This is a genomic window from Nostoc sp. KVJ3 (assembly GCF_026127265.1).
Taxonomy (GTDB): Bacteria; Cyanobacteriota; Cyanobacteriia; order Cyanobacteriales; family Nostocaceae; genus Nostoc.
In genome coordinates this window covers 774,436-798,221 of sequence record NZ_WWFG01000002.1, presented here as the reverse complement: position 1 = coordinate 798,221, position 23,786 = coordinate 774,436, and the positions used below count along the sequence as shown (strand labels likewise).

Annotated in this window: 27 protein-coding genes; 8 read left to right on the top strand and 19 right to left on the bottom strand. The window is 41.4% G+C overall.

Annotation, left to right across the window (positions count from 1 at the left end):
• Positions 1-120 precede the first annotated feature (120 nt).
• The 5 genes from GTQ43_RS19525 to GTQ43_RS19505 form a co-directional block, all read right to left on the bottom strand.
• Complete coding sequence (locus tag GTQ43_RS19525) at positions 121-864, bottom strand: M50 family metallopeptidase (RefSeq protein WP_265274422.1); 744 nt, start codon at positions 862-864, stop codon at positions 121-123.
• A gap of 728 nt (positions 865-1,592) precedes the next feature.
• Positions 1,593-2,459 (bottom strand): FHA domain-containing protein, encoded by an 867-nt coding sequence (locus tag GTQ43_RS19520; protein ID WP_265274421.1) that lies wholly within the window; start codon positions 2,457-2,459, stop codon positions 1,593-1,595.
• 224 nt (positions 2,460-2,683) lie between these two features.
• A complete protein-coding gene (gene pgl / locus GTQ43_RS19515; RefSeq protein ID WP_265274420.1) occupies positions 2,684-3,406 on the bottom strand; it encodes a 6-phosphogluconolactonase in 723 nt (240 codons plus the stop codon).
• 273 nt (positions 3,407-3,679) lie between these two features.
• A complete protein-coding gene (gene rph / locus GTQ43_RS19510) occupies positions 3,680-4,423 on the bottom strand; it encodes a ribonuclease PH (RefSeq protein ID WP_265274419.1) in 744 nt (247 codons plus the stop codon).
• A 132-nt stretch (positions 4,424-4,555) separates the two neighbouring features.
• Positions 4,556-5,179: an adenylate kinase family protein gene (locus tag GTQ43_RS19505; protein ID WP_265274418.1), complete on the bottom strand. Its 624-nt coding sequence runs from the start codon at positions 5,177-5,179 to the stop codon at positions 4,556-4,558.
• Positions 5,180-5,520: 341 nt separating this feature from the next.
• On the opposite strand from GTQ43_RS19505, the gene GTQ43_RS19500 reads away from it, so the two are divergent.
• Together GTQ43_RS19500 and dcd are read left to right on the top strand one after the other, a co-directional pair.
• Positions 5,521-6,057 (top strand): P-loop NTPase family protein, encoded by a 537-nt coding sequence (locus GTQ43_RS19500; protein ID WP_265274417.1) that lies wholly within the window; start codon positions 5,521-5,523, stop codon positions 6,055-6,057.
• A gap of 92 nt (positions 6,058-6,149) precedes the next feature.
• A complete protein-coding gene (dcd, locus tag GTQ43_RS19495; RefSeq protein WP_265276499.1) occupies positions 6,150-6,719 on the top strand; it encodes a dCTP deaminase in 570 nt (189 codons plus the stop codon).
• A gap of 100 nt (positions 6,720-6,819) precedes the next feature.
• On the opposite strand, the gene GTQ43_RS19490 is transcribed toward dcd, so the two are convergent.
• Together GTQ43_RS19490 and thyX are read right to left on the bottom strand one after the other, a co-directional pair.
• Positions 6,820-7,680 (bottom strand): Rpn family recombination-promoting nuclease/putative transposase, encoded by an 861-nt coding sequence (locus GTQ43_RS19490; protein WP_265274416.1) that lies wholly within the window; start codon positions 7,678-7,680, stop codon positions 6,820-6,822.
• Between the two features lie 42 nt (positions 7,681-7,722).
• Positions 7,723-8,445, bottom strand: a complete 723-nt coding sequence (thyX, locus tag GTQ43_RS19485; protein ID WP_265276498.1) for an FAD-dependent thymidylate synthase — start codon at positions 8,443-8,445, stop codon at positions 7,723-7,725.
• Between the two features lie 195 nt (positions 8,446-8,640).
• Between thyX and GTQ43_RS19480 the strand changes: the two genes are divergently transcribed.
• Together GTQ43_RS19480 and GTQ43_RS19475 are read left to right on the top strand one after the other, a co-directional pair.
• Positions 8,641-8,856: a chlorophyll a/b-binding protein gene (locus tag GTQ43_RS19480; RefSeq protein ID WP_265274415.1), complete on the top strand. Its 216-nt coding sequence runs from the start codon at positions 8,641-8,643 to the stop codon at positions 8,854-8,856.
• A 140-nt stretch (positions 8,857-8,996) separates the two neighbouring features.
• Positions 8,997-9,578 carry a thioredoxin family protein gene (locus GTQ43_RS19475; RefSeq protein ID WP_265274414.1) on the top strand — a complete coding sequence of 194 codons (582 nt, stop codon included), beginning with the start codon at positions 8,997-8,999 and terminating at the stop codon, positions 9,576-9,578.
• An 87-nt stretch (positions 9,579-9,665) separates the two neighbouring features.
• Here GTQ43_RS19475 and GTQ43_RS19470 read toward each other — a convergent pair whose 3' ends face one another.
• The 4 genes from GTQ43_RS19470 to GTQ43_RS19455 form a co-directional block, all read right to left on the bottom strand.
• Positions 9,666-10,178, bottom strand: a complete 513-nt coding sequence (locus tag GTQ43_RS19470) for a hypothetical protein (protein WP_265274413.1) — start codon at positions 10,176-10,178, stop codon at positions 9,666-9,668.
• A gap of 1,063 nt (positions 10,179-11,241) precedes the next feature.
• Positions 11,242-11,535, bottom strand: a complete 294-nt coding sequence (gene gatC, locus GTQ43_RS19465; protein ID WP_265274412.1) for an Asp-tRNA(Asn)/Glu-tRNA(Gln) amidotransferase subunit GatC — start codon at positions 11,533-11,535, stop codon at positions 11,242-11,244.
• Positions 11,536-11,636: 101 nt separating this feature from the next.
• On the bottom strand, positions 11,637-12,158 hold the full coding sequence (locus GTQ43_RS19460; protein ID WP_265276497.1) for a photosystem I assembly protein Ycf3: 522 nt from the start codon (positions 12,156-12,158) through the stop codon (positions 11,637-11,639).
• Between the two features lie 90 nt (positions 12,159-12,248).
• On the bottom strand, positions 12,249-12,962 hold the full coding sequence (locus GTQ43_RS19455) for an SOS response-associated peptidase (protein ID WP_265274411.1): 714 nt from the start codon (positions 12,960-12,962) through the stop codon (positions 12,249-12,251).
• A gap of 195 nt (positions 12,963-13,157) precedes the next feature.
• On the opposite strand from GTQ43_RS19455, the gene GTQ43_RS19450 reads away from it, so the two are divergent.
• On the top strand, positions 13,158-13,769 hold the full coding sequence (locus GTQ43_RS19450; RefSeq protein ID WP_265274410.1) for a glutathione S-transferase family protein: 612 nt from the start codon (positions 13,158-13,160) through the stop codon (positions 13,767-13,769).
• A gap of 99 nt (positions 13,770-13,868) precedes the next feature.
• On the opposite strand, the gene GTQ43_RS19445 is transcribed toward GTQ43_RS19450, so the two are convergent.
• The 3 genes from GTQ43_RS19445 to GTQ43_RS19435 all read right to left on the bottom strand — a co-directional run bounded on the left by GTQ43_RS19445 (position 13,869) and on the right by GTQ43_RS19435 (position 15,109).
• Positions 13,869-14,096: a DUF167 domain-containing protein gene (locus GTQ43_RS19445; RefSeq protein WP_265274409.1), complete on the bottom strand. Its 228-nt coding sequence runs from the start codon at positions 14,094-14,096 to the stop codon at positions 13,869-13,871.
• Positions 14,074-14,490, bottom strand: coding sequence for a DUF2809 domain-containing protein (locus GTQ43_RS19440; RefSeq protein ID WP_265274407.1), 417 nt, complete (start codon positions 14,488-14,490; stop codon positions 14,074-14,076). Before GTQ43_RS19440 ends, GTQ43_RS19445 begins: the two co-directional genes overlap by 23 nt.
• 67 nt (positions 14,491-14,557) lie before the next feature.
• On the bottom strand, positions 14,558-15,109 hold the full coding sequence (locus GTQ43_RS19435) for a DUF2231 domain-containing protein (RefSeq protein ID WP_265274406.1): 552 nt from the start codon (positions 15,107-15,109) through the stop codon (positions 14,558-14,560).
• Between the two features lie 382 nt (positions 15,110-15,491).
• Here GTQ43_RS19435 and GTQ43_RS19430 point away from each other — a divergent pair, with 382 nt between their 5' ends.
• From GTQ43_RS19430 to GTQ43_RS19420, 3 genes are all read left to right on the top strand, one after another.
• Positions 15,492-16,028 carry a hypothetical protein gene (locus GTQ43_RS19430; RefSeq protein WP_265274405.1) on the top strand — a complete coding sequence of 179 codons (537 nt, stop codon included), beginning with the start codon at positions 15,492-15,494 and terminating at the stop codon, positions 16,026-16,028.
• 219 nt (positions 16,029-16,247) lie between these two features.
• Positions 16,248-17,084 carry a CheR family methyltransferase gene (locus tag GTQ43_RS19425; protein WP_265276495.1) on the top strand — a complete coding sequence of 279 codons (837 nt, stop codon included), beginning with the start codon at positions 16,248-16,250 and terminating at the stop codon, positions 17,082-17,084.
• 165 nt (positions 17,085-17,249) lie between these two features.
• The gene (locus GTQ43_RS19420; protein ID WP_265274404.1) at positions 17,250-18,029 is read left to right on the top strand and encodes a hypothetical protein; all 780 of its coding nucleotides are present in this window, start codon (positions 17,250-17,252) and stop codon (positions 18,027-18,029) included.
• 299 nt (positions 18,030-18,328) lie between these two features.
• On the opposite strand, the gene GTQ43_RS19415 is transcribed toward GTQ43_RS19420, so the two are convergent.
• The 5 genes from GTQ43_RS19415 to GTQ43_RS19395 form a co-directional block, all read right to left on the bottom strand.
• The gene (locus tag GTQ43_RS19415) at positions 18,329-18,931 is read right to left on the bottom strand and encodes a heme-copper oxidase subunit III (RefSeq protein WP_265274403.1); all 603 of its coding nucleotides are present in this window, start codon (positions 18,929-18,931) and stop codon (positions 18,329-18,331) included.
• A gap of 90 nt (positions 18,932-19,021) precedes the next feature.
• Positions 19,022-20,695, bottom strand: coding sequence for a cytochrome c oxidase subunit I (gene ctaD, locus GTQ43_RS19410; RefSeq protein ID WP_265274402.1), 1,674 nt, complete (start codon positions 20,693-20,695; stop codon positions 19,022-19,024).
• 13 nt (positions 20,696-20,708) lie between these two features.
• Positions 20,709-21,629 (bottom strand): cytochrome c oxidase subunit II, encoded by a 921-nt coding sequence (locus GTQ43_RS19405; protein ID WP_265276494.1) that lies wholly within the window; start codon positions 21,627-21,629, stop codon positions 20,709-20,711.
• 43 nt (positions 21,630-21,672) lie between these two features.
• On the bottom strand, positions 21,673-22,290 hold the full coding sequence (locus GTQ43_RS19400; protein WP_265274401.1) for a DUF2231 domain-containing protein: 618 nt from the start codon (positions 22,288-22,290) through the stop codon (positions 21,673-21,675).
• Positions 22,287-22,787 (bottom strand): DUF2231 domain-containing protein, encoded by a 501-nt coding sequence (locus GTQ43_RS19395; protein ID WP_265274400.1) that lies wholly within the window; start codon positions 22,785-22,787, stop codon positions 22,287-22,289. Before GTQ43_RS19395 ends, GTQ43_RS19400 begins: the two co-directional genes overlap by 4 nt.
• Positions 22,788-23,786: the final 999 nt, after the last annotated feature.

Genomic DNA, 23,786 nt, shown 5'->3' with positions numbered 1-23,786 from the left:
GTCACAGATGCGATCGTACGAAACGCAATGACCTTGGGTAATTACAAGTATTGTATTTTTGAAGCCTGACAGCTTCACTATTAGATATTAGGTTACAAGATATTTAGGAAATAATTCGCATTACTCCGAACGATAGGCAACACGGAGACTTTGGACTAAAATCACCAAGGATGTGATCGCCATCAATCCGCCCCAAAACCAGTAAGGTAAGAGCAAATATCGCTGCATTTGCGCTGTATCAGAGAGTCCAAGGGGGCCAGCAGAACTACTAAATAGATAATCGAGTTGATGGTACGTACTCACACAAGCTTGCACACCAAGGAATTGAATGGCAAATCCTTGCGCCCAGCGAGGGGCTTTGAAGGCGATACCCAAGATTATTAAACCTAGTAAGGGAATTGCTATCAACCCAAACCACGAACGTATCCAAATTAATGTGGAAAATAGCAAAAAACTCCCTAATATTTTCAAACAGAGGGTTGCTGCTGTAAAACTGCGAGAAGCTAAAATCAAAGCAGCACCGGCAATAGGTGGCCCCATTGGCCCTGCGGCTGCGATTATTGCCGGGATTATTGGCCCTGATGACGACTGGATGCCATAAGTTGCGACACCGGAACCATTGTTAAAAATCTGTAATTTCTGAAACTGTCCGCCTAATACAAGTGCCATTAAGCCGTGACCCATTTCATGAAACCAAGTTGCCAGAATTGTAAACGGATATAAGATATAATCCCCTCCTGGTAGTTGCCATAGTAAAGCAGTTGCGATCGCTGCTGCAATTAGCCAGGTTAACCCCATGCGCTCAACAACTAGCGGGGCTTCTTTAGTCAGCAAGGGTTCAAAATTTTTACTTGGTTCCCTCATAGGTCACTTTATTTTGGATTTGAGATTTTAGATTTTGGATTTTATAGGACTTACGCAAAATACCTCTCAAAGTCTTATTACTCCGTGTTCTCTGTGCGGCAGTCGCTCATGGGGGAAACCACGCCAGATACTCCACTTGGGGAGACCCCAAGACCGCACTGCCTTGCCTCTGTGGTTCGTTTTTCCGTCACCTATGCGTCAGTCCTATTTAGATTTTCTGGAAAACTCAAAATTTAAGATTGGCGGTGTATTTTCATCCATCCTAGTGTAATTCTTGAGGTAGTGGAATTGCTCGGCAATGCAACAACTCCTCCTACAACAGCCAAATATCACTTCCAAAATAATAATTGGGAAAAATAAATTTATCAGCAAGCGTTAGCAGTCTCTAGAGAACAGGGTTATCAAAATAATGAAGATAAAATTATTGAGATAATTAATCAAATTAATAATTGTTTATCTACTTTATTTACTAAATTTTAGTTTGCGATGAAAAGCGATCGCTATTCCAATACTGTGACTTTTGAGACTGCAAATATTCCCACATCATTAAAGTTAATAATACTCCCCATAAAGGGGAGTTACTACACAGTATTCAATTACCTAAAATGAACAACAAACATAGTTATTCATTGCTTATTCGATCCGGTGCATTTGTTTATCCTCCAAAAGGAATATTGGAGGATGGGTAGAAAATCCTTATACTGATGTCACAATTGATGGAAAATCAGTTAAGAAAGTTGAAATAGGAATGTGATTAAGTCTCCTTTACCCAAACTGATGCGATCGCCTGGTCGCAATCGATGACGATTCCCTGGTAAAAGGGGCAAATTATTAATGTAAGTCCCATTAGAACTTCCCACATCTTCTACATAGTGAGCGTCTCCCTCAACACGAATATCTGCATGAATCCGCGAGACAACTTCGGAATTGGGAAATCCTGAAACGTCTATATCTGGCGGAATCCGGTCATTTTGCTTGCCGATATGAATTACAGAGAGATTTTGCGGTAATTCAATTAGGCGATCGCTTTGGACGTGGATTAACCGCGCTGTAACCTGCTGCAATTGTGTTCTGGCAACAGTTGCAGTTGGCGCTGGTATTTCTGGCGGGGGTAGTTCAGCTTCAGAGACTGGCGCTAGTTCCAACGGTGGTGGAGTAGGAATACTTTTTACAGAAACTACAGGTTGAGCGGCCACGATTGGCTCTGGTTCTGGGGGGCTGTTTTCTGTAACAGCTACCTGTGGTGGAACTGTCACTTCTGTTGGTGGTAAAGATGAAGCGGGAGGATGGGAGTTACTAGAACCACCTATTCCCAAAGCATCTGGTTGTAAAAGTTCTAACAATGGATCTGGTGGAACTAACGGCGGTACTTCCACAGGAACATCGGGAGTAACTGTTGTAGCTACCGTAGGATGAACGTGTGGAACTCCTGCGGAGTGAAGGTTATAGCCACACTGACCACAGAATGCAGCATCTGCTTGCACAGTTGCCCCACAACTGGGACAGTTAGTAGTTGCGGGTAACGGTGTATAACAAGCTTCACATTGGACAGCGCCATCAGGGTTAGGATGATTACAATTAGGGCAGACAATCATCGATATTTAGCCTTTGTTCAAGATCATCATAAATATAGTTAGGACTGGCAAGCAGAGAGCGGCCCTAGCTTTAGATTCTAGCAATTACTGCTAATGTAACTATGAATTGACACAGGGGGAGATGGGGGAGATAAGGGAGATGGGGGAGCAGGGGAAGAAAGAATAAATATACTAATGCCCAATTTCCAATGCCCCATTCCCCACTCCCTACTCCCAATGCCCAATTAATGTTGAAGTTCTAAACCTGCTGCTGAATCTAGCAGCCACCAAAGTTCACCTTGGGGCCGAATTAAACGGGATGGGTAAGTGAAATCATCGGCTACAGGTGCAAAGACTTGCGCCAAAGCTGGTCTTTTATTAGCACCAGCAACTAGAAAAATCACACTGCGAGCAGAGTTGATGAAGGGGTATGTAAAAGTTATTCTGGGGTTTCCATCTTTGTTACCTACAGTAACTAAGCGATCGCACACTTTGAGAGCTTCTGTGTGGGGAAACAAAGATGCAGTATGTGCATCATCACCCATTCCTAGTAATACTACATCCAACGCGGGAAACTCGACCCTAGAAGAATTGAAAAATTCTTTGAGATGTTGTTCATACTTAGCAGCCGCCAGTTCTGGATTGGCTTCTAAAGTTGGTACGGCGTGAATGTTAGCTGCTGGGATATCAACACGATCTAGCCACGCACGACGCGTCATCAGTTCATTGCTATCGGGGTGATCTGGTGCTACGTAACGCTCATCCCCCCAGAATATATGAATTTTATCCCAAGGCAGTTTTTGAGTAGCGATCGCTTCGTATAACGGTTTAGGTGTACTACCGCCAGACAAGGCGATGGTAAACCGCCCTCGCTGTTCAATGGCAGTTTCTAACTTGGAAAGAATTAATTTTAGCGCTCGTGCAACCAGCGCTGGCTGATCCGGTAGAACTTCAACGGTTTTGTTCATGGCTTCATCATCATATTGCTGGCTTCCAGCAATACCATACCGAACTTATTACAATCCTCCTTTTTAACTTTTGAAACATTTAACATCATGGATTAAGTAGACTGGAAAAATGTAGATGCTCATTATCACCTTCAACAGTAAGTTGTCAGTAGTCAGTCGTACTAACTACTAACTACTTTCATAATTATTTTTATTTACACCCAGTTACTTGATACTTGGTTGATTAATACCATAGAGGATACATTTATTAATTCTTATTAAAAATTAATAAAACTAATTAATCACAAATAACGTTTCCCAATTAGCGATCGCTTCGCGTTGGGCGATTAACAATTCCTGAATTCCTTTTTGGGCTACATCTAGCAATTGATCCAACTGAGTGCGGCTAAAGCTGCCTTCTTCGGCTGTTCCTTGGACTTCAATGATTTCTAGGTGTTGATTCATCACCACGTTAAAATCTACTGTTGCAGCCACATCTTCGATATAATTTAGATCCAAAAATGGCTCCCCTTCTAGTAATCCTACGGAAACTGCTGCTACCTGTCCACACAGAGGCGATCGCTCTAACACGCCCTCCTGCAACAATTTAGAAATCGCATGAGCCAACGCTACAAAGGAGCCTGTAATGGCTGTTGTTCGAGTTCCAGCGTCTGCTTGCAACACATCAGCATCTACAGTCAGCGTGCGTTCTCCCAGTGCCTCAAAATCCACTGCTGCACGTAAGCTGCGGCCAATTAGACGTTGAATTTCTTGCGTCCGTCCAGATAATTTCAATAATTCCCTTTCTTGGCGTTTTTGAGTAGCAGATGGTAACATCCGATACTCAGCAGTTAGCCAGCCTTTACCAGTTCCTTCGAGAAACTTCGGAACTCCCTTATTAAGGCTAACAGTACAAAGTACCTGAGTATCACCGCATCTTGCGAGAACAGAACCGGGGGCAAAGCGGGTGAAATTGGGGTAAAAGCTGATCGGACGTAGTTCATAAGAAAGACGGCCGTCTGGACGCTGCCAAGCCATTGGAGTTGCCTCAAGTTTTACAATACTGCCTTAAGATTACCTTAGTGTTGTAATTGGGCATTGGGAATTGGGCATTGAAAAGAATTCTTCCAAACCTTGTACAGACGCAATGAATCGCGTCTCCTTATTCTTCTAAGGAACTGAAAGTAAAGTCAAAATATTTTGCTGCACCATTTCTGGTGACTGGTCGCCATTGATTGTCAATAGGCAGCGACGACGGTCATAATATTCTAGGATGGGAATGGTGCGATCGTAGAATAATTCTACACGGCGCTGCACAATTTCTGGTTGGTCATCTGGTAGCGATCGCCCCAAGGATCGACTAACCATCACTGCTTCTGGTACTTGGAGATAAATTGCCCAATCTAGCTTTTGTCCTAAATCATCCAATAAAAAATCTAATTCTTCAGCTTGGAAGGCAGTACGAGGATAGCCCTCTAAGACCCAATCGCAGTTAATATCTGGTTGTCTGAGGCGAATTCGGATCAAATCAACGATCATTTCGTCTGGAACTAACTCCCCTTTTTGTATATAGGGACGTGCGTAATAACCTAGTTCACTCAAACTAGCGTAAACCGAAAGAGAAGTCCGGGGATCGCCTTGAGACCATTGAAGTTCCGACAGGGGCTTGTCGCCAGATATTGCTTCCCGTAAAATCTCACCTGTGGAAATCAGAGGGATATCAAAGTATCTGCCAAGCCTTTGTGCTTGAGTGCTTTTCCCCGATCCTGAACCTCCCAGAATCACCAATCTCACAACAATTTACTCCTCATGCTGTCAAATTCACTACTTGCTAAGTCTGTTTTGCCCAAACAATCGGCAAATCTAACATTTAGGGGTTCTCAGACGTTATACCCAGCTTTTTAAAATAATTGGAACAGTAAATCTTATGTTTTAATTTTTACAACTAATTTCAGCTAAAAGACGTAAGCTTCAATCAAAACAACTCTTGACTTCAACCAAGCGTAGTGTTTGACTAAGAATGCAATTTGCCAAATCCACCACACCTATGAAAAACAGATTGACTATACAGGCCGATTTGTACTAATTACTGACAGCAAAAAACTTAATGATTGTATCTTTTTGAACTTAAATCTATGGTTGCCCAGCTAGAAACTCAAAGTATCAATTCAACCCTTACCTTGCCATATCCAGTTGAAGGGTTAGTGCAAGTTTTCACTAGCTCACATCGTAATTTTTTTACGAGCGTTATAGCTCAATCACTTAGAATAGCTGGACAAGGAACGCCAGTATTAATAGTGCAGTTTCTCAAAGGAGGTATTCGTCAAGGACACGATCGACCCATACAATTAGGACAAAATTTAGATTGGATTCGCTGTGATTTGCCTCGTTGTATCGATACACCACATTTAGATGATACGGAAAACCAAGCGTTACAAAAGCTATGGCAATATACACAACAGGTAGTGTGTGAAAGTAAGTATTCTCTCGTTGTCTTAGATGAGTTAAGTTTGGCGATTAACTTTGGTTTAATTTCTGAAACCGAAGTTTTAGCGTTTCTAGCAAAACGCCCTCCCCACGTCGATATTATTCTCACTGGGCCAGAGATGCCTAAATCCCTCTTGGATGTAGCAGATCAAATTACCGAGATTCGTCGGAGTTATCGACCCTAAACAAAATATTCAGTTCGTGCTAGTATATCAAGTCTATTTGAATTAACGTTGGCAGCGAACTTGTGATTAAGAACGATATCTGGATTACTGAAATGGCTCAACAGGGTTTGATTTCGCCCTTTGAGCCAAGCCTAATCCGAAAAGTACAAAAAGATGAGTCTGTAGCTGTTCAACCTGTAATTAGCTATGGTTTATCTTCTTATGGCTACGATATACGCCTTTCCTCGGCTGAGTTCCGCATTTTTCGCCACATTCCCGGAACTGTAGTTGATCCCAAAAACTTTAATCCCCAGAATTTAGAGCCAACAGCACTGCATACTGATGACAATGGCAGTTACTTTATTTTACCTGCACACTCTTATGGACTTGGGGTTGCTCTAGAAAAGCTGGAAGTTCCTGAGAATATTACTGTAATTTGCATAGGTAAATCTACTTACGCAAGATGTGGGATAATTGCAAACTTAACGCCGGCTGAGGCTGCATGGCGAGGTCATTTAACTTTAGAATTTTCTAACTCTTCTAGTGCTGACTGTCGCATTTATGCGAACGAAGGCGTGGTGCAATTACTCTTTTTAGAAGGCGAACCCTGCGCTATTAGTTATGAAGCTCGTCAGGGCAAATATCAGGATCAGTTGGAGATTGTAACTTTGGCTCGCATTTAGAGTAAATGATATCTGATTCAGAGGAAATAATTTAGCGATCGCATAGAACTTTCTTAATATCCATCGTCCTGCAAAAGTCTCTATGAGATAGTTTAAACCTTCATCGCGCTTCTAGCCAAATCTGTAAATCGGCCAAAATAGTAAAATCTAACAGTGCTTCACTCAAATCTTCCAAAACAGGCAAAGGTAAACCAGAAATTGAGGAGCGTATTTCCTGAGAAAGTTCCCCAAATCGCTTAGTCAATTGCCGAAGAATTAGATTAGCTGTTGCTTCCTCTCGTCCTTCCTCCCTTCCTTCCTCTCGTCCTTCCTCCTTAATTTCTCGGTAAACTCGCGTTTCCTTAAGTGTGATGCCTAACATAGACTCTACCTCCGCTTGAGTTAATTGTTCAAACCTGTACACCATAATCGTCGTTATTAATTCAATTATGGCGCGACTCGATGGTGATAGCGCTTTTTGAGTGGTTCTTGTTAACAAATACCTTGCTTCTTCTGGTGCTTGTTCTTCATCCACTGTAGTTAATACCATCAGCGCCACCCATATAGGTAATTGACGAATATCCCCTAATTCATCTAAATACACCCGATGTACTTGTCCGCCGTTGAGTAATGACCGATGAGAATGAATATCGCTTTGTTCAATACTGCGCGACGGATAAATTATCACTGCTTGCCAATCGCTAAATCTGGCACGGTTGCGGTAGAAATATAAAGAAGATTCAGCCCATACTCTTTCATAAAGTTGTTCATCTTTCTGGAACTGTACCTCGCAAAAATATACAACTCCAGCACCATCATTTTCAGGTGGTAGAAATACCCCGTCAATTTCAAATTTCGGTTCTTTGACGGCGACTGAATCAAAACGATAATTATCTGCATTTTTTGGAGGGTTTATCAACAGTTCAAAGAGTAATGTCGGAGACTGTTGAAACAGTTTGTAAAATATTGAGTCTCGACGCATGAAAGCATTTTATTAATTTTTTATTCTAGCCCCAAAATATGATTATGGTGCAAGTCTGGCCTTACCCAGACGCTGCTTTTCATACCATTGTGCGATCGCAGGTGCCCAATCTTCAAAGTGAGGCCACATCATTTCACACAACTTCTGAATTTCAAGTTGAGCATCTTTCTTATTTCTTAGGTCACAAAAATGCAAGAAAGACCTTAAATTGAAACTAACTACAAAATGCTGGCGATAATCAAAAGGCACTTTACCTCTTGCGTGTTCTTCAGACATTCCAGCCTCAAAATCCGCTTGATATCGTTTAGCTGCTTCTAGACACCACTCCAAATCTGCTGCTCGTTGCTCTGGCGAGTAGTAGTATTTTTTACCCTGCCTATCAGTGTAATAACCAACTGGTCGTAGATAAAAAACATCTTCTATGTCTTTCTTTCCTTCCAATACATCAATAAATTGGTTGCCTGTATACCTAAAAGACTGAACATCAAATGATACTCCTACCCTATGAGTACGAGCCTGTTGCATGACACTGTGGGGAAAGTAACCACAGTTGAAAACAATCTGAGGATGTTCTAAAGGCCCATAGTGTCCCCTCTCACCCGCTAAAAGTCGCTTGACAATCACTTCGCCGCTTTGTGACTCTGAAGGCCAGGAGTTGCGCTCATCAAACACGAACCCATCAGTATAGTCCTGGTGCATCGCGGCATAAATCACCTGCTGCGGGTTTGGTGTTTTGGCAATAACCTCTACTCGAAATCGATGCATTAGTTTTTGATAATGGATTTGTGACTGAAAGTGCTTACAAATAAGGAGCGCAGCCTGTTGGTTAGACATAGCTTTCAACTCGATCCACTATCATATCTCTGCCTTGGGTTTCTACATTAGCAGATTAAGATACTTTACAAATATTAATAGTTTTGTTACACTTATTTATATAACAGAGAAAATAAGGAAAAATCCATGCGTACAAGCACTGCTATAATTGACGACCAAGGTAAACTGAACAACTTTGCGATCGAGCCAAAAGTTTATATAGATGAACAAGGCAATCGTACTGGCTTCACCCCTTATGCAGAAATTCTCAACGGTCGTTTAGCAATGATTGGTTTTGTCTCTCTGATAGCATTAGAAGTATTTACAGGACACGGTATCGTTGGTGTTTTGGCAAGCCTGTAAAAACTAATTTACATAACGTAATTCTCAACAAATATAAGAGACGGTAAATTTACCGTCTCTTAATTTATGGAAAACTTAGTGCTAGAGTAAAAATATACTGATAGGAAAAATCGTTATCAGGTAAAAATATTAGGCGAACTATGGCTTTAACTGCTTCAACAATGTTGCCACTAGGCACGAAAGCACCAGATTTTCATCTACCGGAAGTAGTATCTGGAAAGGCAACTTCCCTTTCCACCTTTGCCGATAAAAAAGCACTCTTGGTAATGTTCATTTGTCGGCATTGTCCTTTTGTAAAGCACATTCAACAAGAATTAGTGCAGTTAGGAAAAGATTATTTTACAAGTGATTTAGCGATCGTTGCCATCAGTGCGAACGATGCAAAAAATTACCCAAATGATGCGCCAGAATCATTACAAGCATTTGCCACAGAACAAGGTTTTAATTTTACCTTATGCTACGACGAGAGTCAGGAAACGGCAAAAGCTTATACGGCGGCTTGCACACCAGATTTTTTTGTATTTGACGATCAACGCCAACTTGTTTATCGGGGACAATTAGATGATAGTCGCCCCAGTAATGGTAAACCTGTAACTGGTGCAGACTTACGCGCAGCCATTGAAGCAGTTCTGGCAAGTAAACCTGTTACAAGGGAGCAAAAGCCAAGTGTTGGTTGCAATATTAAATGGAAACCTGGAAATCAACCCAGTTATTTTGGTTAGGAGCGATTGAATGGGACATTGGAAGAGCCAGGTGGTAGAGGAGAAAGACTTACTCAACTTCCCCTCTGCTCCCTCTCCTTATGGCTATCAGTGTTTAATTTCCAAATTAAGTATGTAGCATCCTAGTTGGACTTTTTCTGCCCACAATTCATATTCGAGACGCAAATTTTCTGGCAAGGGATGTCCGTTGAGAGTTAAGTTAGTAGTAAAATTTCGTAAACGAATAGGATCGTTAGGTTGCAATGACTCAGTTGGCAACCAATAGCGACTAATACCATAAACGCCCTGTTCCCAAAAGTGACGGTAACTCACTTGAGCGTTACCTTGCATAGTCATGATAACTCGGTAAGGGGAAATTTCCAGCCACAAAATTCTCGGACTGTTAGGGGCGTAAGCTTTGCTCTTACTTTTGGGAAGTGTTTCCTCTGGACTTACTACACTCTCTACTTCGCAGCTAATTAGCGGCGGTGCAGTCAGTAGCAAATGGAATCTATCAGTATCTTTTTGATACAATGTCGCGGCGGTTTCGACAACAGACCAGATTGGTAGGTCAGTGGAAATGAGTGATAAGCACACGGGCTTGCGGTGATGGGTCAGCATGGGAGCGATAAGGGCTAAAAACTATTGAACAAAGTGAAATGAACACTCTAGTTATCTAATAGGTCAAGGTAAGAAACTAAATAGTAAAACAGGCTTAATATTAATGAATCCGTTGATTTGTTAAGCTACACAAATCCGTATAAAAACAGGTAGAATGTCAGTTTAGACAGCAAAAAGGGTACTTTTTCTAGAGAGAGCTAATTCGTCAGTAAAGCTTGTAAATATTCTAAGGCTATACCCTCAAAACAGTGGGAGTCTTTTTTAGATGCTAAGAAACTTTTTGAGAGAGGCTCCCCAGAGGTTGGAGTAATATATTTTACAGTCCTCTCAAAAACTGCCATAGGTTAGAAACCTATAGCTAATAGCTAAAGTCCTTTTAAGAAGACTAAACTCTATTGGTGGCATGGATATCAGTCCACTTCAGTGGACTTGGACTAAAAGCCTGTGAAATTTATTTCTTGGCAGAAGATTTGGCAGATGCAAAAATATAAGATACAGCAAAAAGCCATAGGATATTAGACAAGAAATTACTAGCAACGACTTTGTTTGTAGCTGCTGAATCTCTGGTGTATTTAAAAGCCAGTGTATCCTAATATCGGCTTCTGTTATAACCCACATTCTGTACTTCAAAACGTAGTATAGATATTACAAGAATATCTTAAATGTTTGCCAAGTGTATTGAGTATAAATACTTAATAGAATCCATCAATTGATATTGACAAACAACATCACAGGCATTGCTGACTACTTAAAATCCCTGTATAACTAGCTTTTTGATAAATAGATTAAAGCTGGAGATTTATCGTGTTTAATTTCTTTAGGACTTACGCATGGGTAATAGAAAAAGAACTACAGAGACAAGGCAGCGCAGTCTTGGGGTCTCCCCAAGTGGAGCATCTGGTATGGTTTCCCCCATGAGCGACTGCCGCGCAGAGGTCACGGAGAAATGAGAGTTTGAGAGGATTTTTGCGTAAGTCCGATAATTGCCTCTTGATTGCTCAGATATCAAATAATTAATCTTGAGTTTTTTACAATTATTTTCTTTGCTCAACAGTGTTGTTAATTACTCATTGCTGTTAAGAATTTTTGGAACTTTGAAAAATTCGCCTTCCTGCTCTGGCGCACTGTTAAGAATACTTTCACGGTCAGGATAGGGTTGTAATTCATCCTCTCGTGTTATGTTACTAACATCAATTGCCCGTGTTGTTGGGGATACATTACTGACATCCAGTTCATCCAACTGTTGAATATAATCCAGAATACTTCCTAACTGGGTAGTGAATTGCTCCTCTTCTTCTGGAGTCAATTCTAAACGAGCAAGATTAGCTACTTTATGGACTTGTTCTTGGTCAATCATATTTTTTTAATTAAGAGTGAGAAGTGATGATTAGAGACGCGATTAATCGCGTCTGCACAAGAGTTAGGAGTTAATGATTCATAATTCCTAACTCATTACTTTTAGAAGAATACGTCAATTTGCGATCGCCCGGTGGTTTTCAGCCAGTTTTGGGCTTCGATGTAGTTATTGGGAGCCATGCGAATAGCTCGAATCCAATAGTCTGCGGCTTGGTCAAACAGTGCTTCGCCAGCCTCGTTATCTCCAGATTCTTTTTCCTTTTCACCTTGGTAGTGATAAATCACAGCGATATTGTTCAAGGCTTGGGGCATACGTGGGTTTAACTCAATTGCCTGGTGATACAGTTCTAAAGCTTTGTTGTGGTCGCCGTTGCTAGCATAGATTAGCCCCATATTGTAGAAAATATAACCGCGATCGTTGGTATCTTCCTCTAGTGTTAAAGCTTCTTCATAGTATTCCAATGCTTCAGCATATTCCCCTTCTGCTTGGGCGGACATGCCATCTCGATAATAAACAAACGCTTCTTTAGCTTTTTTGTTAGTTGGCAGGATCTTTAGAATGATATCCGCCATCACTGTAAAGGATTTGTCAACAAAATTATCGTTTTTTTGTGTTCTTGGCATATTTGTCTCTGGGTATGGGGCATGGGGCATTGGGTATGGGGCATTGGGCATTGTTCCCTCATCTCCCCAATCCTCTAGCACACTCAATAGCTAATTTAACTGATTTGTGGGGGTATTCTCCTCACTGAGTGGAATGATACAGTCTGGGCTATTATGCCGAGAGTTATTAACCAAGGTGCTAACTGGATACGCAATCATGGCTGGCGCTGGGTAAGGACGCAATAGCTGTTGTAGGGTTTGGGGCGTTTGGACTTGGGAATCTAGCCATAAATCGTAATCTTTTGGCTCTAGAATCACTGGCATCCGCTCGTGGATAGGTTGAAGTAATTCGTTGGCTGCCGTTGTCAAAATTGTACAAGAGATTATTTCCTCGTGAGCAAGCGATCGCTCTAGAGGTTGCCATCTCTCCCACAAACCTGCGAAGGCGAAGGGTTGTCCATCTTGCAGACGAAAATAAAACGGCTGCTTTTTACCTTGTTGGCGTTGCCACTCATAAAAGCCATCAGCTAATACTAAACAGCGACGATGCTTAAAAGCCGAGCGAAAAGCGGGTTTTTCTGCAACAGTTTCTGCCCTAGCGTTAATTAGCTTTGCACATATTCCTGAATCTTTCGCCCATGAGGGAATTAAACCCCAATGCAACTGCTTAAATTCACGCTTTTCGCTTTCAGGATTTTGTAACACTGTTGCAACCATTTGCGTAGGTGCGATGTTAAAATCGGCTGCTAAATCCAGAACTGGCTCGACATGGAAAACTTGAGCTAAAACTTCTGCTGACTGGTTTAGAGTAAATCTTCCACACATACTTTTATTTTCGACCACTAACTAAAGTAAATATCTCAATCTATAAATCAATAATATTTTTATTTTTTCAAATAATTTTATCTAGTACTTAAAAGCTGAATTTTACAAGAAATTATCCGGTTTTGTGAAAATATTTTGGTAAGATATTGTATTTTAAACCTTCACTTATCAAAATATTGATAGCTGCATTTTAGCATGGAACTACTGCGTTTGTACGATTTTTTACCTTCCGGTAATGGTTATAAGATACGTCTTTTATTCACACAACTAGGTATGCCTTTTGAGAGCGTAGAGCTTAATATTTTGAAAGGCGAGACACGAACACCAGAATTTTTAAGAAAAAATCCTAACGGAAAGATACCTATTCTAGAAATTGAGCCAGGGAAATACTTAGCAGAATCAAATGCCATATTGGTATATCTGAGTGAGGGGACAGAATTTTTACCTTATGACCGCTTTTTGCGATCGCAAGTGCTGCAATGGTTATTTTTTGAACAGTATAGCCATGAACCTTTTATTGCTACATCAAGATTTTGGATTTCTATTTTAGGTAAAGCTGAAGAATATAGTCAGGCTATCAAGGAAAAACGCGAACCAGGTTATGCAGCACTTAGCTTGATGGAAAAACATTTAACCTCTCACACTTTTTTTGTAGGAGAGCGTTACACAATTGCTGATATCGCCTTATTTGCTTACACTCATGTAGCTGACGAAGGTGGGTTCGATTTAACACAATTTTCTGCTATCCAAGCTTGGATAGAAAGAGTTAAAGCTCAACCAAGATATATCAGCATTACACAATCATAAAAAGTCGATTTTACAAATTAATGTCTCTCTCGTTTATTGACTCTGGTAGAGGGTGTTTTTAAAAGAGGTATTTTTCAAGAACTTATTACTAAGCAGCAACTAAATATCTGTATCAATTTCTATCAGCTTTTGCCGAGAGGACAAACCCGACTTAATTCTGATATCAGATTTGGTTACATCAAATTTCTTGGCTAGGAGTTTAATTAACTCTTCATTAGCCTTACCATCAACTGGAGATGATTTTAAATATACAGTCAGACTGCCATCAGGTTGTTCTTCAATTTTTTGCTGTTTTGAATTAGGTTTAACCTTGACTTTTTTTTGCATAACCTATTTTCTGTAATTGTCGCAGCCATAACCAACCTAAAACACAACCCAATAAATAATGAGGAAAATCCCACCAAACAAAGGTAGTACCAAGTAATAATTTACCTATCAAGGTGGCGCGGATCTCATTTAATAGTGGCGGATGCCAAAGTTGCAAGAATTCTACTATACAGGTGATGACAAAAACCCATATAGGAATTTGGATTATCGCCGTTCGACTTCTAAAAAAGTAAAATGCAAAGAGACACCAAAATATTTCGTAAAGTATATCTCCACCGTAGTCATTAAACCATTGATGGGCAGGCCCACTGTAAAACTTAGACAAAATGCCCATCGGTACAACGATGAGCATAGAAATAATAATAAATATTGTTTGATTACGATGTTGGAGCATTTTGTCAAGGCTAAAGACTAACGAAAATTTTAGCCTCTGCACTGCTCTTTCTTCATAATTTGTAAGTTTAGGGATATCTTCTGCTACCAGCGCCTACTACACCGATTTTGTGGCGATAGGAGAGTTCAGCACCGAACCAGCCGGAAGCGCTAGTTAACGTACCAACAAGGAGGGAGATTGACAGTCCCCAAGGTACTATTCGTGATTCAGCATCGCCCCAACGTAGAAGGAAGTTGATGAGTGATAAAACTAGGATAGAAACGTTAAGGATCAAATGTACCCAACCGGCGGTGCGCTTGCGAACTCGTTCAATTTTCACAAAATCGCTGAGACCGATCGCGGCTGCGAGTAAACCTCCAGCTAATCCGAGTCCGATTAACCATAGCGAAGCCCTAGCCCAAAAGAAATCACCAGTTAACCAGTAGCCGATGTCACTTCCCAAAGCGGCAGCTAAAAAGGCGATGGGGAAGATTACACTCAGGGGATGTAGGGGATGTCCTGCGATCGCAACTGTGCTAGGTACGCCACTATCCACATATTCACTGTCGTTACTTTCAATAACTGGTGGAATATTTGGAAAGGGTGTTGAACTTGTTTGCGTTGTTTCTGTACTTTCCATAAATTGACTCGTATAAATAGCTAAATAGCGTATCCTTGAATCAATTTAATAAACTAACATCAAAATCTTATCTATCTGATGATGGAGTTTAAAATTACTATCCAAAATCCTTAACTGAAGCGTATTGTGTTATGAGCAAGGAAAAACTAGGCAATAACATCTTCACCACTTAATATTGCCGCAGCTGGTTGTCTGAAGCGGTTTGTTATAAAAAGAAGTCGATAAAAGATTCATAAGAACTAGACAAATAGCTTTTTTCCAGGGACTATATAGTGATATGTCTCACAAACAAAATTTGGCTTTTATGTTCTCTCTCTAGATAAAAAACCTTTCTCTCGGTAGATAGGTGTACTGACATTATTCTGGCTGCTATGTTACCAATATGACGATAGTAAGACAAAACGCCCTAAATACAAACGTAAGTCCTTCAGTAAATCCTCCAGAAACACTAGCAGAAAAGCAGGTTGAAGCAGAGCGGATGCGCGACGTTATGCTTTTACTGCAAAACTTGATTAACAGTGAAGAAGCCACTGTAAAACTAATTCTGGATTCTCTCTATGATGTTGGTTCAGTCAATCTGATCAACCAAAAGCTTCGCCTGAAACCTCTAAACAGGGTGATGAAATTAATTGCCCGAATGTCTAAACCAGTTTTTAGAACTTTGGCTTTCAATTGGTTTAAGAAAAACTGTCCCCAACTGATTACCAATTGGCTACACTCGAAGGTAACTTTTGAAAGTACCGAAAATATACCTCAACAAGTAGCTGTTGAAGTTGCAGAACTTCAACCATATCCCATACCACCGACAGAAAATCCTTACCAAGAGATTAAAAATCTGCGTTCCCAGGTTAGATTGCTAGCTTGGATTTCAATAATAGCGATCGCTGTTTTAGTAGTAACAGCAATTAGGTTAAACTGAAACCCATAATTAGCACCGTTATCAAATTTCATAGATCCAGCAAGCTATTTTCGGCGTAAGATGCATTTGAGTTCTAAAAACTTAGTATCCTAGAATATAAATAATTTTTGCTAGATGAAGCGTTTTGGAAAACAGTTGTTTGATTAACTCCAAGCAGCTTAACCCATGTATTGCCAGCATATTTAAATAGCTGGTTCAGCATATATGCTAATTCGTACTATGACTTTGCCAAAACCTACCTTGGAGGATATTGAAATACATTTACTCTTAGAAGGGGTGTATCAATATTACGGTTACGACTTCCGCGATTATGCTCTTTCCTCGCTCAAGCGCCGCATTCAGAGCTTCATGCAATTGGAGGGATTAGCTAATATTTCTGCCTTACAAGAGCGGTTACTGCACAATCGTGCTTATTTAGAACGATTTTTGCTTGCTTTGACGGTGAATGTAACTTCAATGTTTCGCGATCCTAGCTTTTATAACACCTTCAGAAATCAAATTGTCCCCTTTTTGCAAACCTATCCGTTTATTCGCATCTGGCACGCTGGATGTTCCACGGGTGAAGAAGTTTACTCATTGGCAATTTTACTACAAGAAGAGGGACTTTATCACCGTTGCCGGATATATGCAACTGATACTAATGAGAAGGTATTACAAAGTGCTAAAACTGGTATTTTTTCCATAAAACTGATGCAGGAATATACTCAGCTTTACCTAAAAGCGGGGGGGAAAAAATCATTTTCAGAATATTATACAGCAGCTTATGATAATGCTATTTTTCGAGCATCCCTAAGAGAAAACGTTGTATTTGCCCAGCATAATTTAGCAACTGATAGTTCTTTTAATGAGTTTAATGTCATCCTTTGTCGTAATGTCCTCATCTATTTCAATCAGGTACTTCAAAAGCGGGTACACGAACTATTTTATAATAGCCTCTGCACTTTTGGTATTTTGGGTTTAGGAAAACAAGAATCCATCAGGTTTACATCTTATGAACAGCACTATGAAGAGATAGTCAAAGGGGAGAAACTATATAAAAAAATAGCTGGGGCTTAAAAATTTTGGATTTTAGATTTTAGATTTAACCTAAGTATTTTTGAGATAACAAAGTTGCAATTCTGTCAAAAGACGGTCTGTCAAACATTTTTAATTGTGTTGAGAAGATACACTTAGCGATCGCTTAAGGTAAATTACACATTGAAGTCTTAAAGGAGATTGTCGATGCAACTTCTCGAATGTCCTCCTGTTGCAGTCATTGCTGGAGAAAATGCGGTTCACGTTTCTCAACTACCTTCTATATGGCAAGACATTGCTAGAGGAACCACGAGTGTCGGACTTTCCCATCCCCAAAGCTATGTTGAGATGGCGCAGTTGTTCCTATACAAATTACAGCATGGTGACGTTGACTTGTTTAGCGATCGCCCCCAACTAGCTCACTTGATACCTTCATTCTCTCAGCTATTTGCCCAACTAGCATGGGAAACCCTAGAGTTTTTTGGGCAAGACTTTCTCAAAGACAGCTATCCAAACTTTGAAAAAGTTCTTCGCGATTTGGAGTCAAAGGGGACAGAGTACGCTGATGAAGTCAAAGTGGCTCGCATTGGGATAGATTTATTTAATGAATTTGGTTATGAACTACCCGCCAGCTTCTATCATGTGCATCTAGCACCAATTTACCGCGATTATGTTTTTGAAGAACGCGCCTTAAGATTTGACCCCCGCGATATCGAACACAAACGTTCTTGGGATGCCATACTCCATGCAGGTAAGGTGTTTGCGATTCAGATGAAGGTACAAAGTATTGCTTCTAAATACGGTTTTACTTATCAACACGGCTGTGGTTGCAACTCTCATTTATCTTCCATTGATGTATCTAGTGGCGCATTTGAATATGAATTGACTCCCGAAAAGCGCCAGCGATGGATTCGCAGTTTTATTTGGACTGCTTGGTATGAGTATGCCTTTTTTGCGATCGTCCCAAATACGAGTTATTTAGTGTAAAGAGAAATATAGCGTTTCCTAAGCAAGTGAGATACACCCAAATCTTTTTTACCAAGGTTAGTAGCTTTAAAAACGTACCTCACCAGACTGGGAACTGCCATAAGTAGAGGGAGAAATTTCTCCCTCATTCTTATTTAGGGACTTCCAAATAAAAAAATATCCCCAAACCGACGCAAAAATCCTCTCTATTTCTCCTCTCTCTGTGTTGCGCCAGTTGCTACAAGTCGGGGAACTCCCCCAACGCACTGGCTTCTCTGCGTCTCTGTGGTTCGTTAGATCATTTATCTCTTGGAAATCCCTTACTGCCAAACGTAGATGAGGATAAACAAAATAATCCAGATAACATCTACAAAGTGCCAAAACAGCGAAGTTGCATTCACACCAAAGTGGCCTGTCTCGTAATTGCCAGGGATGAAAGAACGTACCAAAATAATCGACTGCAACAGAATGCCGGTGAAAACGTGCAAACCGTGGAAACCCGTTAACAGGTAAAATGTCCCACCAAATACCCCGGTGGTGAAGCCAAAATCGAGGCCGTTCCATTCAATCGCCTGTCCAACCAAAAAGTAAGTACCCATCGCCATTGTTGTCAACAGAAACAGGCGAAATTTCACTAAATCATGGCGTTGCAGGGCGCGTTCTGCTAAGTAAATTACAAAGCTACTGGCGACAAGAATTATCGTGTTGATTGTCGGATCTTTTATTTCTAGCCCGGAAACACCAGCTGGTAGCCAGTTAGGAGTTGTTGTTTTGTAGATTGCATATCCGGCGAAAAAACTCAAGAAAATGACGCTTTCAGACAGTAAGAAGACAATGAAGCCAAACATCTTGTTGCCTTCTTCGTCATGGGTATGTTCTGCGCTTGCGTGGTGTGATTCAGGGGAATTGATATAACTGTCCATTTTGCTTTTGTTTGAGGGGAATTTGAAACGCAAAGGAACGCAAAGGGAAGCGCAGAGGGACGCAGAGGTTTTTTTCTGCGTACTTCTGCGTTAATCTGGGTTGTGGTTGGAAAGATTGGCTGTTAAGGGTTCTGATTTGCCGTAGCCGTAGGGTTCTGAGATGATGATGGGGATTTCTTCAAAGTTTTCTACTGGCGGTGGTGAAGAAACCATCCACTCTAATCCAATTGCCCGCCAAGGATTATCAGGTGCTTTCTCACCTTGCATCCAAGAAATCACCATGTTGAAGATGAAGGGCAAAGTGGATATTCCTAAGAGAAATCCGCCCAAGCTAGCGATGACATTCCAGAATTGATACTCTGGGGCGTAGGAAGCAACTCGGCGTAACATCCCTTGCAATCCCAAGGGATGCATAGGCAAAAAGTTGAGGTTAGTACCGATGAAGGCTAACCAGAAGTGGATTTTACCCCAGCTTTCGGAGTACATTCGCCCGGTCATTTTGGGGAACCAGTGATATATGGCAGCATATAAGCCCATCGTCACGGTGCCGTAGAGGACGTAGTGGAAGTGACCCACTACAAAGTAGGTATTGTTGACGTGAACATCAACCGGCACGGAGGAAAGCATGATGCCTGTGATGCCAGCGAACACAAACATGATTAATCCGCCCAAGGCAAACAGCATTGGGGTATTTAGCCGCAATTTACCGCCCCAAATCGTTGCCACCCAAGCAAATACTTTAATTCCTGTGGGGACAGATACAAACATCGTCGTCAGCATGAAGATCAACCGCATCCAGCCTGGTGTACCACTGACGTACATGTGGTGTACCCAAACGATACCACTGACGATCGCAATCAAAATCGATGAAACGGCAACTACTTTATAACCAAACAAGGGTTTACGTGAATAAACTGGGAAAATTTCTGAGAAAATCCCGAAGATAGGCAAAATAATCACGTAAACGGCGGGGTGGGAGTAAAACCAAAAGTAATGTTCAAACATAACTGGATTCCCACCCTTGGCAGGGTCAAAAAATGCAGTACCAACCGTGAGGTCAAGTAGCAGCATTACAGCCCCGGCGGTCAATGCAGGTAGTCCAAATAATTGAATGATTTGGGCGCTAAATACTGCCCAGACAAACAACGGCATTCTGAAGAAACCCATGCCTGGGGCCCGCATCTTGACGATGGTGGTGACAAAGTTTACTGCCCCCATAATTGAGGATACGCCAGATATTGCCACCGCTAAGAGCCAGAGAACTTGACCATTAATCAAGTTACCTGTGGGATTCTGGAGACTGACTGGCGGGTAAGACCACCAACCCGCTTGGGCTGGGCCACCAGGGATAAAGAAGCTACCCATCATGATAATTCCGACTACTGGCACCATCCAAAAGGCGACGGCGTTGAGGCGGGGAAATGCCATATCTCGCGCCCCAATCATCAGGGGTACTAAATAGTTGGCAAAACCAACCAGTGAAGGAAATGTCCACAAGAACAGCATTACAGTGCCGTGCATGGTGAACATACCGTTATAAACGGTGCGATCGACTAAATCTGATTCGGGTGTCATCAGTTCTCCCCGCATCACCATCGCAAATATACCGCCGACGAGGAAGAAGAAGAAGGAGGTAACGAGATACTGGATACCGATTACTTTGTGGTCAGTACTAAAGCTGAAGTATTCTTTCCAGTTACCTGGAGATTCGTGGTTAGGCTTCTCGTTAGGGAGAAGCATACCTTCAATAGGAACATTAGTCATGGTTACTTTCCTTTCAACCAGGTGAATTGACTAGAGGAGGTGCAGCAGGTGGAACTGTAACCCAACCAGTTTGAACTGATTGATGGGATGTTTGGGCATACTCAGCAGCTGCCTGATTTTTTGCTGGAGATGGCTTTTGGGTTGCAATTTTAGCCAACCACTGCTGATAATCTTCAGGAGATTCGACGATGACATTCGCTTGCATCGTCGCAAAGTATGTGCCGCTATATTGGGAATCGGTCAAGCTGTATTTGCCGGGGCGGATGGGAGTAAATTCAAAGTCGATGGCGTGGTTGGGAATAATATCCTGCTTGAGGCGAAATGCAGGTATATAGAAGCCGTGGAGAACATCTTGCGATCGCAATGCTAAACGTATCCGGCGATCGCTAGGTAAATGCAATTCGGTACTCGTAACATCTCTTTCGGGATAGTGAAACACCCACGCCCACTGTTTAGCTAGTACGTCAATTTTCTCGACGGGTTCAGCTAAAGCTGGGGCATCTTTTGCTTCTGCATAAGCTGATTCCATTCCCAATGGGTTATGCAGGTGAACTATTTCCGATGGGCCTTGAATCCCCATTTTTTCGTAAACTTGATAGCTGTAACCTGCAATCCACAACACTAAGAGAATGGGAATTGCTGTCCAAACAACTTCTAAGGTGATATTCCCTTCAATGGAAGGGCCATCAGTGAAGTCATCTTTGACTGCCCGATGGAAGATCACAGAATACATTAGAGTACTTGTTACTCCCAAGAAGATGAAAGCACCAAGGGTTACTAAGAAGCTAATCAAATCATCAATTAGTACGGATTCGGCTGCCGCTTGAGGGGGAAGCCAGGAGTAAGACTGCTTGCCGATCCAGAGACTGATAACAGTCACTGCGATCGCGCCTGTAAGCAGCGTCAAAATATTTAAAATCTTCTGGATGTTCATCATTGGTCATTGGTCATTGGGCATTGGTCAAAGGACAATTGAATTATTTGAGTGTTGTGTTGAGGTCTTGGTGCGATCGCAGCAAATTATCTGCTGTATTGTGTACACCAAATTCGGCGGCTAGTTGCGCTCCTAGTGTGCCGTGGATGTACAGAATGAACATGATTGCTATGCCTGCGAACAGGTATAACCACTGCACTTCTCTATCTGACTGTTTATATTCTTGTCTGCCCCAAACGGAGCGCTGCCACCCTCTCCAGATGGTCATGCCAACAATCAACGCTAATAAGAACACACCACCCACACCATGCCAAATCATGGTTTGCATTGCCTGCAATCCCCAGGCACTTTTCATATCGGCTGGTGGTGTTGCCAACAGCATTTCATAAAAGCCTGCTGCCACCGTGAAAAATGTGATGATACTGGCAGCTAACATGTTGTACCAGCCAACATCAAAGAAATTCTGACGTTCCACGGTAATTGCCAAAAATTTGAAGACCCATTTTTGGAAGGGGAACAGAACACCAACGATATCAAAGGTCATCCCAATGATGAACAAACCTATTGTCAGATGGACTAAGTTGGGATGAATGGGAATGGTGTAAGGTAATCCGTTTGCGCCAAGAGAGCCGGTTAATTGATCGATCAATTCTGAGTTCATCGCAACAGACCATCCTTTACTGCTTCCACAACTGGTACGGTATGCAATCCATACACCCAAACAAGCTCATCTCCGAGATATACTTGTAAGCCAACTATTAGGGTTAAAAATAGTCCGGCTCCCAAATAATAAATTGGCAATTTTTGCGGGTTACGGGCACGAATTACATAGCGCCAAGCTGTAAGCGCCGTGATGATTCCCGAAAGCGACCAACCAATCAGCGTATGCAAATTCAGCACCGATTTAGCTAGGCTGTAAGGTTGGGCTAAACCCGCTTCAAACTGTCCAAAAACGATCGCAACGAAGATGGCGATCGTGGCAACTAACATATTCCACCAACTCACCTCAAAAAGACTGGATTTACCAGTAAAATAGCCAACTACATCGCAGAAAAACGAAAACAATACCATCGCAATTACGAAGTGGACAACGATGGGATGAACCGTATCTGGATAGGGCAAATTATGGTCGTTCAATGATGTAAAATACTCAAGCATTGTATTCTCCTGGACATATCTAATGCACCGTGGTCAATCAATTTTGGATTTTAGATTTATTCCGCCTCTGACGAGATATAAACCAGAAGACCCTAATCTCAAATCGCTAGTCAAACTTCCATGATTGATGGATACTCACTAATCTCATCACAAGTATCCATCCATAATTGACCGGAATATGTTCAATATGTGCGCGGTGCAATACGCTTAATCATGTCTTAGCTTTTTGCAGCTAAATCTCGTGAGCTTACCTACAGGGAATAATTGTGATTGTGATTAATTTCCTCATGCCAATAGTCTGTAACAGCAATTCTTGGTGGAGCTAAAAAAATTGCTGTTGTTTATTGATTTGCTTAACCTATCTTTTAGCTTAAGTAAATTTTTGTGAATTGTCAAAACAATAATAATTAAAGTTTTAAAAGTTAGCTGTTTAGCTAAAAATTATTTCTATAATGTAGCAATTCTGGCATTTAATTAAGATTAAAAATGCCCCTAAATACAATATTTTTCTGTCAAGCCTTTCACAATGATAAAATATTTAATTGTAATGCTTATGACAAAAATATATAATTTTGGATAGCTTGTATAAATGCAAATCAAGGTATAGCCTTGGCGAAGGTCATTCATGGCTATACAGACAAAACCCACCGACCTCGGTTTCAAGTTCCTTGAGTTTGCGTGAAAATAAACTGCGAACTCTAAGAGTATGTTTTAAAAGTCATGATTGATGTATCAAATATTTTTTTACCCCACCCTAACCCTCCCCTTGTAAAGGGGCTACGGTGTACACACATCTCTGTAGAAACCCAAAATCGTTGGAGATCCCCCTAAATCTCCCTTAAAAAGGGGGACTTTAAGAGACTTTTGCCCCCCAATTTATCGGGGGGTTGGGGGATCAAAAGCCTATGAGACCACTCTCAAAGACTTGTGTGTACACCGTAGTTGTAAAGGGGAGGGAACAAGATTTTCCGGTTTCCCCCCTTTACAAGGGGGGATTAA

Excerpts from the sequence above, each read along its gene's own strand:
- GTQ43_RS19525 (WP_265274422.1), bottom strand. The coding sequence starts at position 864 with ATGAGGGAACCAAGTAAAAATTTTGAACCCTTGCTGACTAAAGAAGCC.
- dcd (WP_265276499.1), top strand. The coding sequence starts at position 6,150 with ATGGCTCAACAGGGTTTGATTTCGCCCTTTGAGCCAAGCCTAATCCGA.
- GTQ43_RS19500 (WP_265274417.1), top strand. The coding sequence starts at position 5,521 with ATGGTTGCCCAGCTAGAAACTCAAAGTATCAATTCAACCCTTACCTTG.
- GTQ43_RS19490 (WP_265274416.1), bottom strand. The coding sequence starts at position 7,680 with ATGCGTCGAGACTCAATATTTTACAAACTGTTTCAACAGTCTCCGACA.
- GTQ43_RS19475 (WP_265274414.1), top strand. The coding sequence starts at position 8,997 with ATGGCTTTAACTGCTTCAACAATGTTGCCACTAGGCACGAAAGCACCA.
- GTQ43_RS19400 (WP_265274401.1), bottom strand. The coding sequence starts at position 22,290 with ATGAACTCAGAATTGATCGATCAATTAACCGGCTCTCTTGGCGCAAAC.
- thyX (WP_265276498.1), bottom strand. The coding sequence starts at position 8,445 with ATGCATCGATTTCGAGTAGAGGTTATTGCCAAAACACCAAACCCGCAG.
- GTQ43_RS19470 (WP_265274413.1), bottom strand. The coding sequence starts at position 10,178 with ATGCTGACCCATCACCGCAAGCCCGTGTGCTTATCACTCATTTCCACT.
- GTQ43_RS19450 (WP_265274410.1), top strand. The coding sequence starts at position 13,158 with ATGGAACTACTGCGTTTGTACGATTTTTTACCTTCCGGTAATGGTTAT.
- ctaD (WP_265274402.1), bottom strand. The coding sequence starts at position 20,695 with ATGACTAATGTTCCTATTGAAGGTATGCTTCTCCCTAACGAGAAGCCT.
- GTQ43_RS19430 (WP_265274405.1), top strand. The coding sequence starts at position 15,492 with ATGACGATAGTAAGACAAAACGCCCTAAATACAAACGTAAGTCCTTCA.
- GTQ43_RS19405 (WP_265276494.1), bottom strand. The coding sequence starts at position 21,629 with ATGAACATCCAGAAGATTTTAAATATTTTGACGCTGCTTACAGGCGCG.
- GTQ43_RS19415 (WP_265274403.1), bottom strand. The coding sequence starts at position 18,931 with ATGGACAGTTATATCAATTCCCCTGAATCACACCACGCAAGCGCAGAA.
- GTQ43_RS19455 (WP_265274411.1), bottom strand. The coding sequence starts at position 12,962 with ATGTGTGGAAGATTTACTCTAAACCAGTCAGCAGAAGTTTTAGCTCAA.
- gatC (WP_265274412.1), bottom strand. The coding sequence starts at position 11,535 with ATGATTGACCAAGAACAAGTCCATAAAGTAGCTAATCTTGCTCGTTTA.
- pgl (WP_265274420.1), bottom strand. The coding sequence starts at position 3,406 with ATGAACAAAACCGTTGAAGTTCTACCGGATCAGCCAGCGCTGGTTGCA.
- GTQ43_RS19460 (WP_265276497.1), bottom strand. The coding sequence starts at position 12,158 with ATGCCAAGAACACAAAAAAACGATAATTTTGTTGACAAATCCTTTACA.
- GTQ43_RS19520 (WP_265274421.1), bottom strand. The coding sequence starts at position 2,459 with ATGATTGTCTGCCCTAATTGTAATCATCCTAACCCTGATGGCGCTGTC.
- GTQ43_RS19445 (WP_265274409.1), bottom strand. The coding sequence starts at position 14,096 with ATGCAAAAAAAAGTCAAGGTTAAACCTAATTCAAAACAGCAAAAAATT.
- GTQ43_RS19420 (WP_265274404.1), top strand. The coding sequence starts at position 17,250 with ATGCAACTTCTCGAATGTCCTCCTGTTGCAGTCATTGCTGGAGAAAAT.
- GTQ43_RS19395 (WP_265274400.1), bottom strand. The coding sequence starts at position 22,787 with ATGCTTGAGTATTTTACATCATTGAACGACCATAATTTGCCCTATCCA.
- GTQ43_RS19480 (WP_265274415.1), top strand. The coding sequence starts at position 8,641 with ATGCGTACAAGCACTGCTATAATTGACGACCAAGGTAAACTGAACAAC.
- rph (WP_265274419.1), bottom strand. The coding sequence starts at position 4,423 with ATGGCTTGGCAGCGTCCAGACGGCCGTCTTTCTTATGAACTACGTCCG.
- GTQ43_RS19440 (WP_265274407.1), bottom strand. The coding sequence starts at position 14,490 with ATGCTCCAACATCGTAATCAAACAATATTTATTATTATTTCTATGCTC.
- GTQ43_RS19425 (WP_265276495.1), top strand. The coding sequence starts at position 16,248 with ATGACTTTGCCAAAACCTACCTTGGAGGATATTGAAATACATTTACTC.
- GTQ43_RS19435 (WP_265274406.1), bottom strand. The coding sequence starts at position 15,109 with ATGGAAAGTACAGAAACAACGCAAACAAGTTCAACACCCTTTCCAAAT.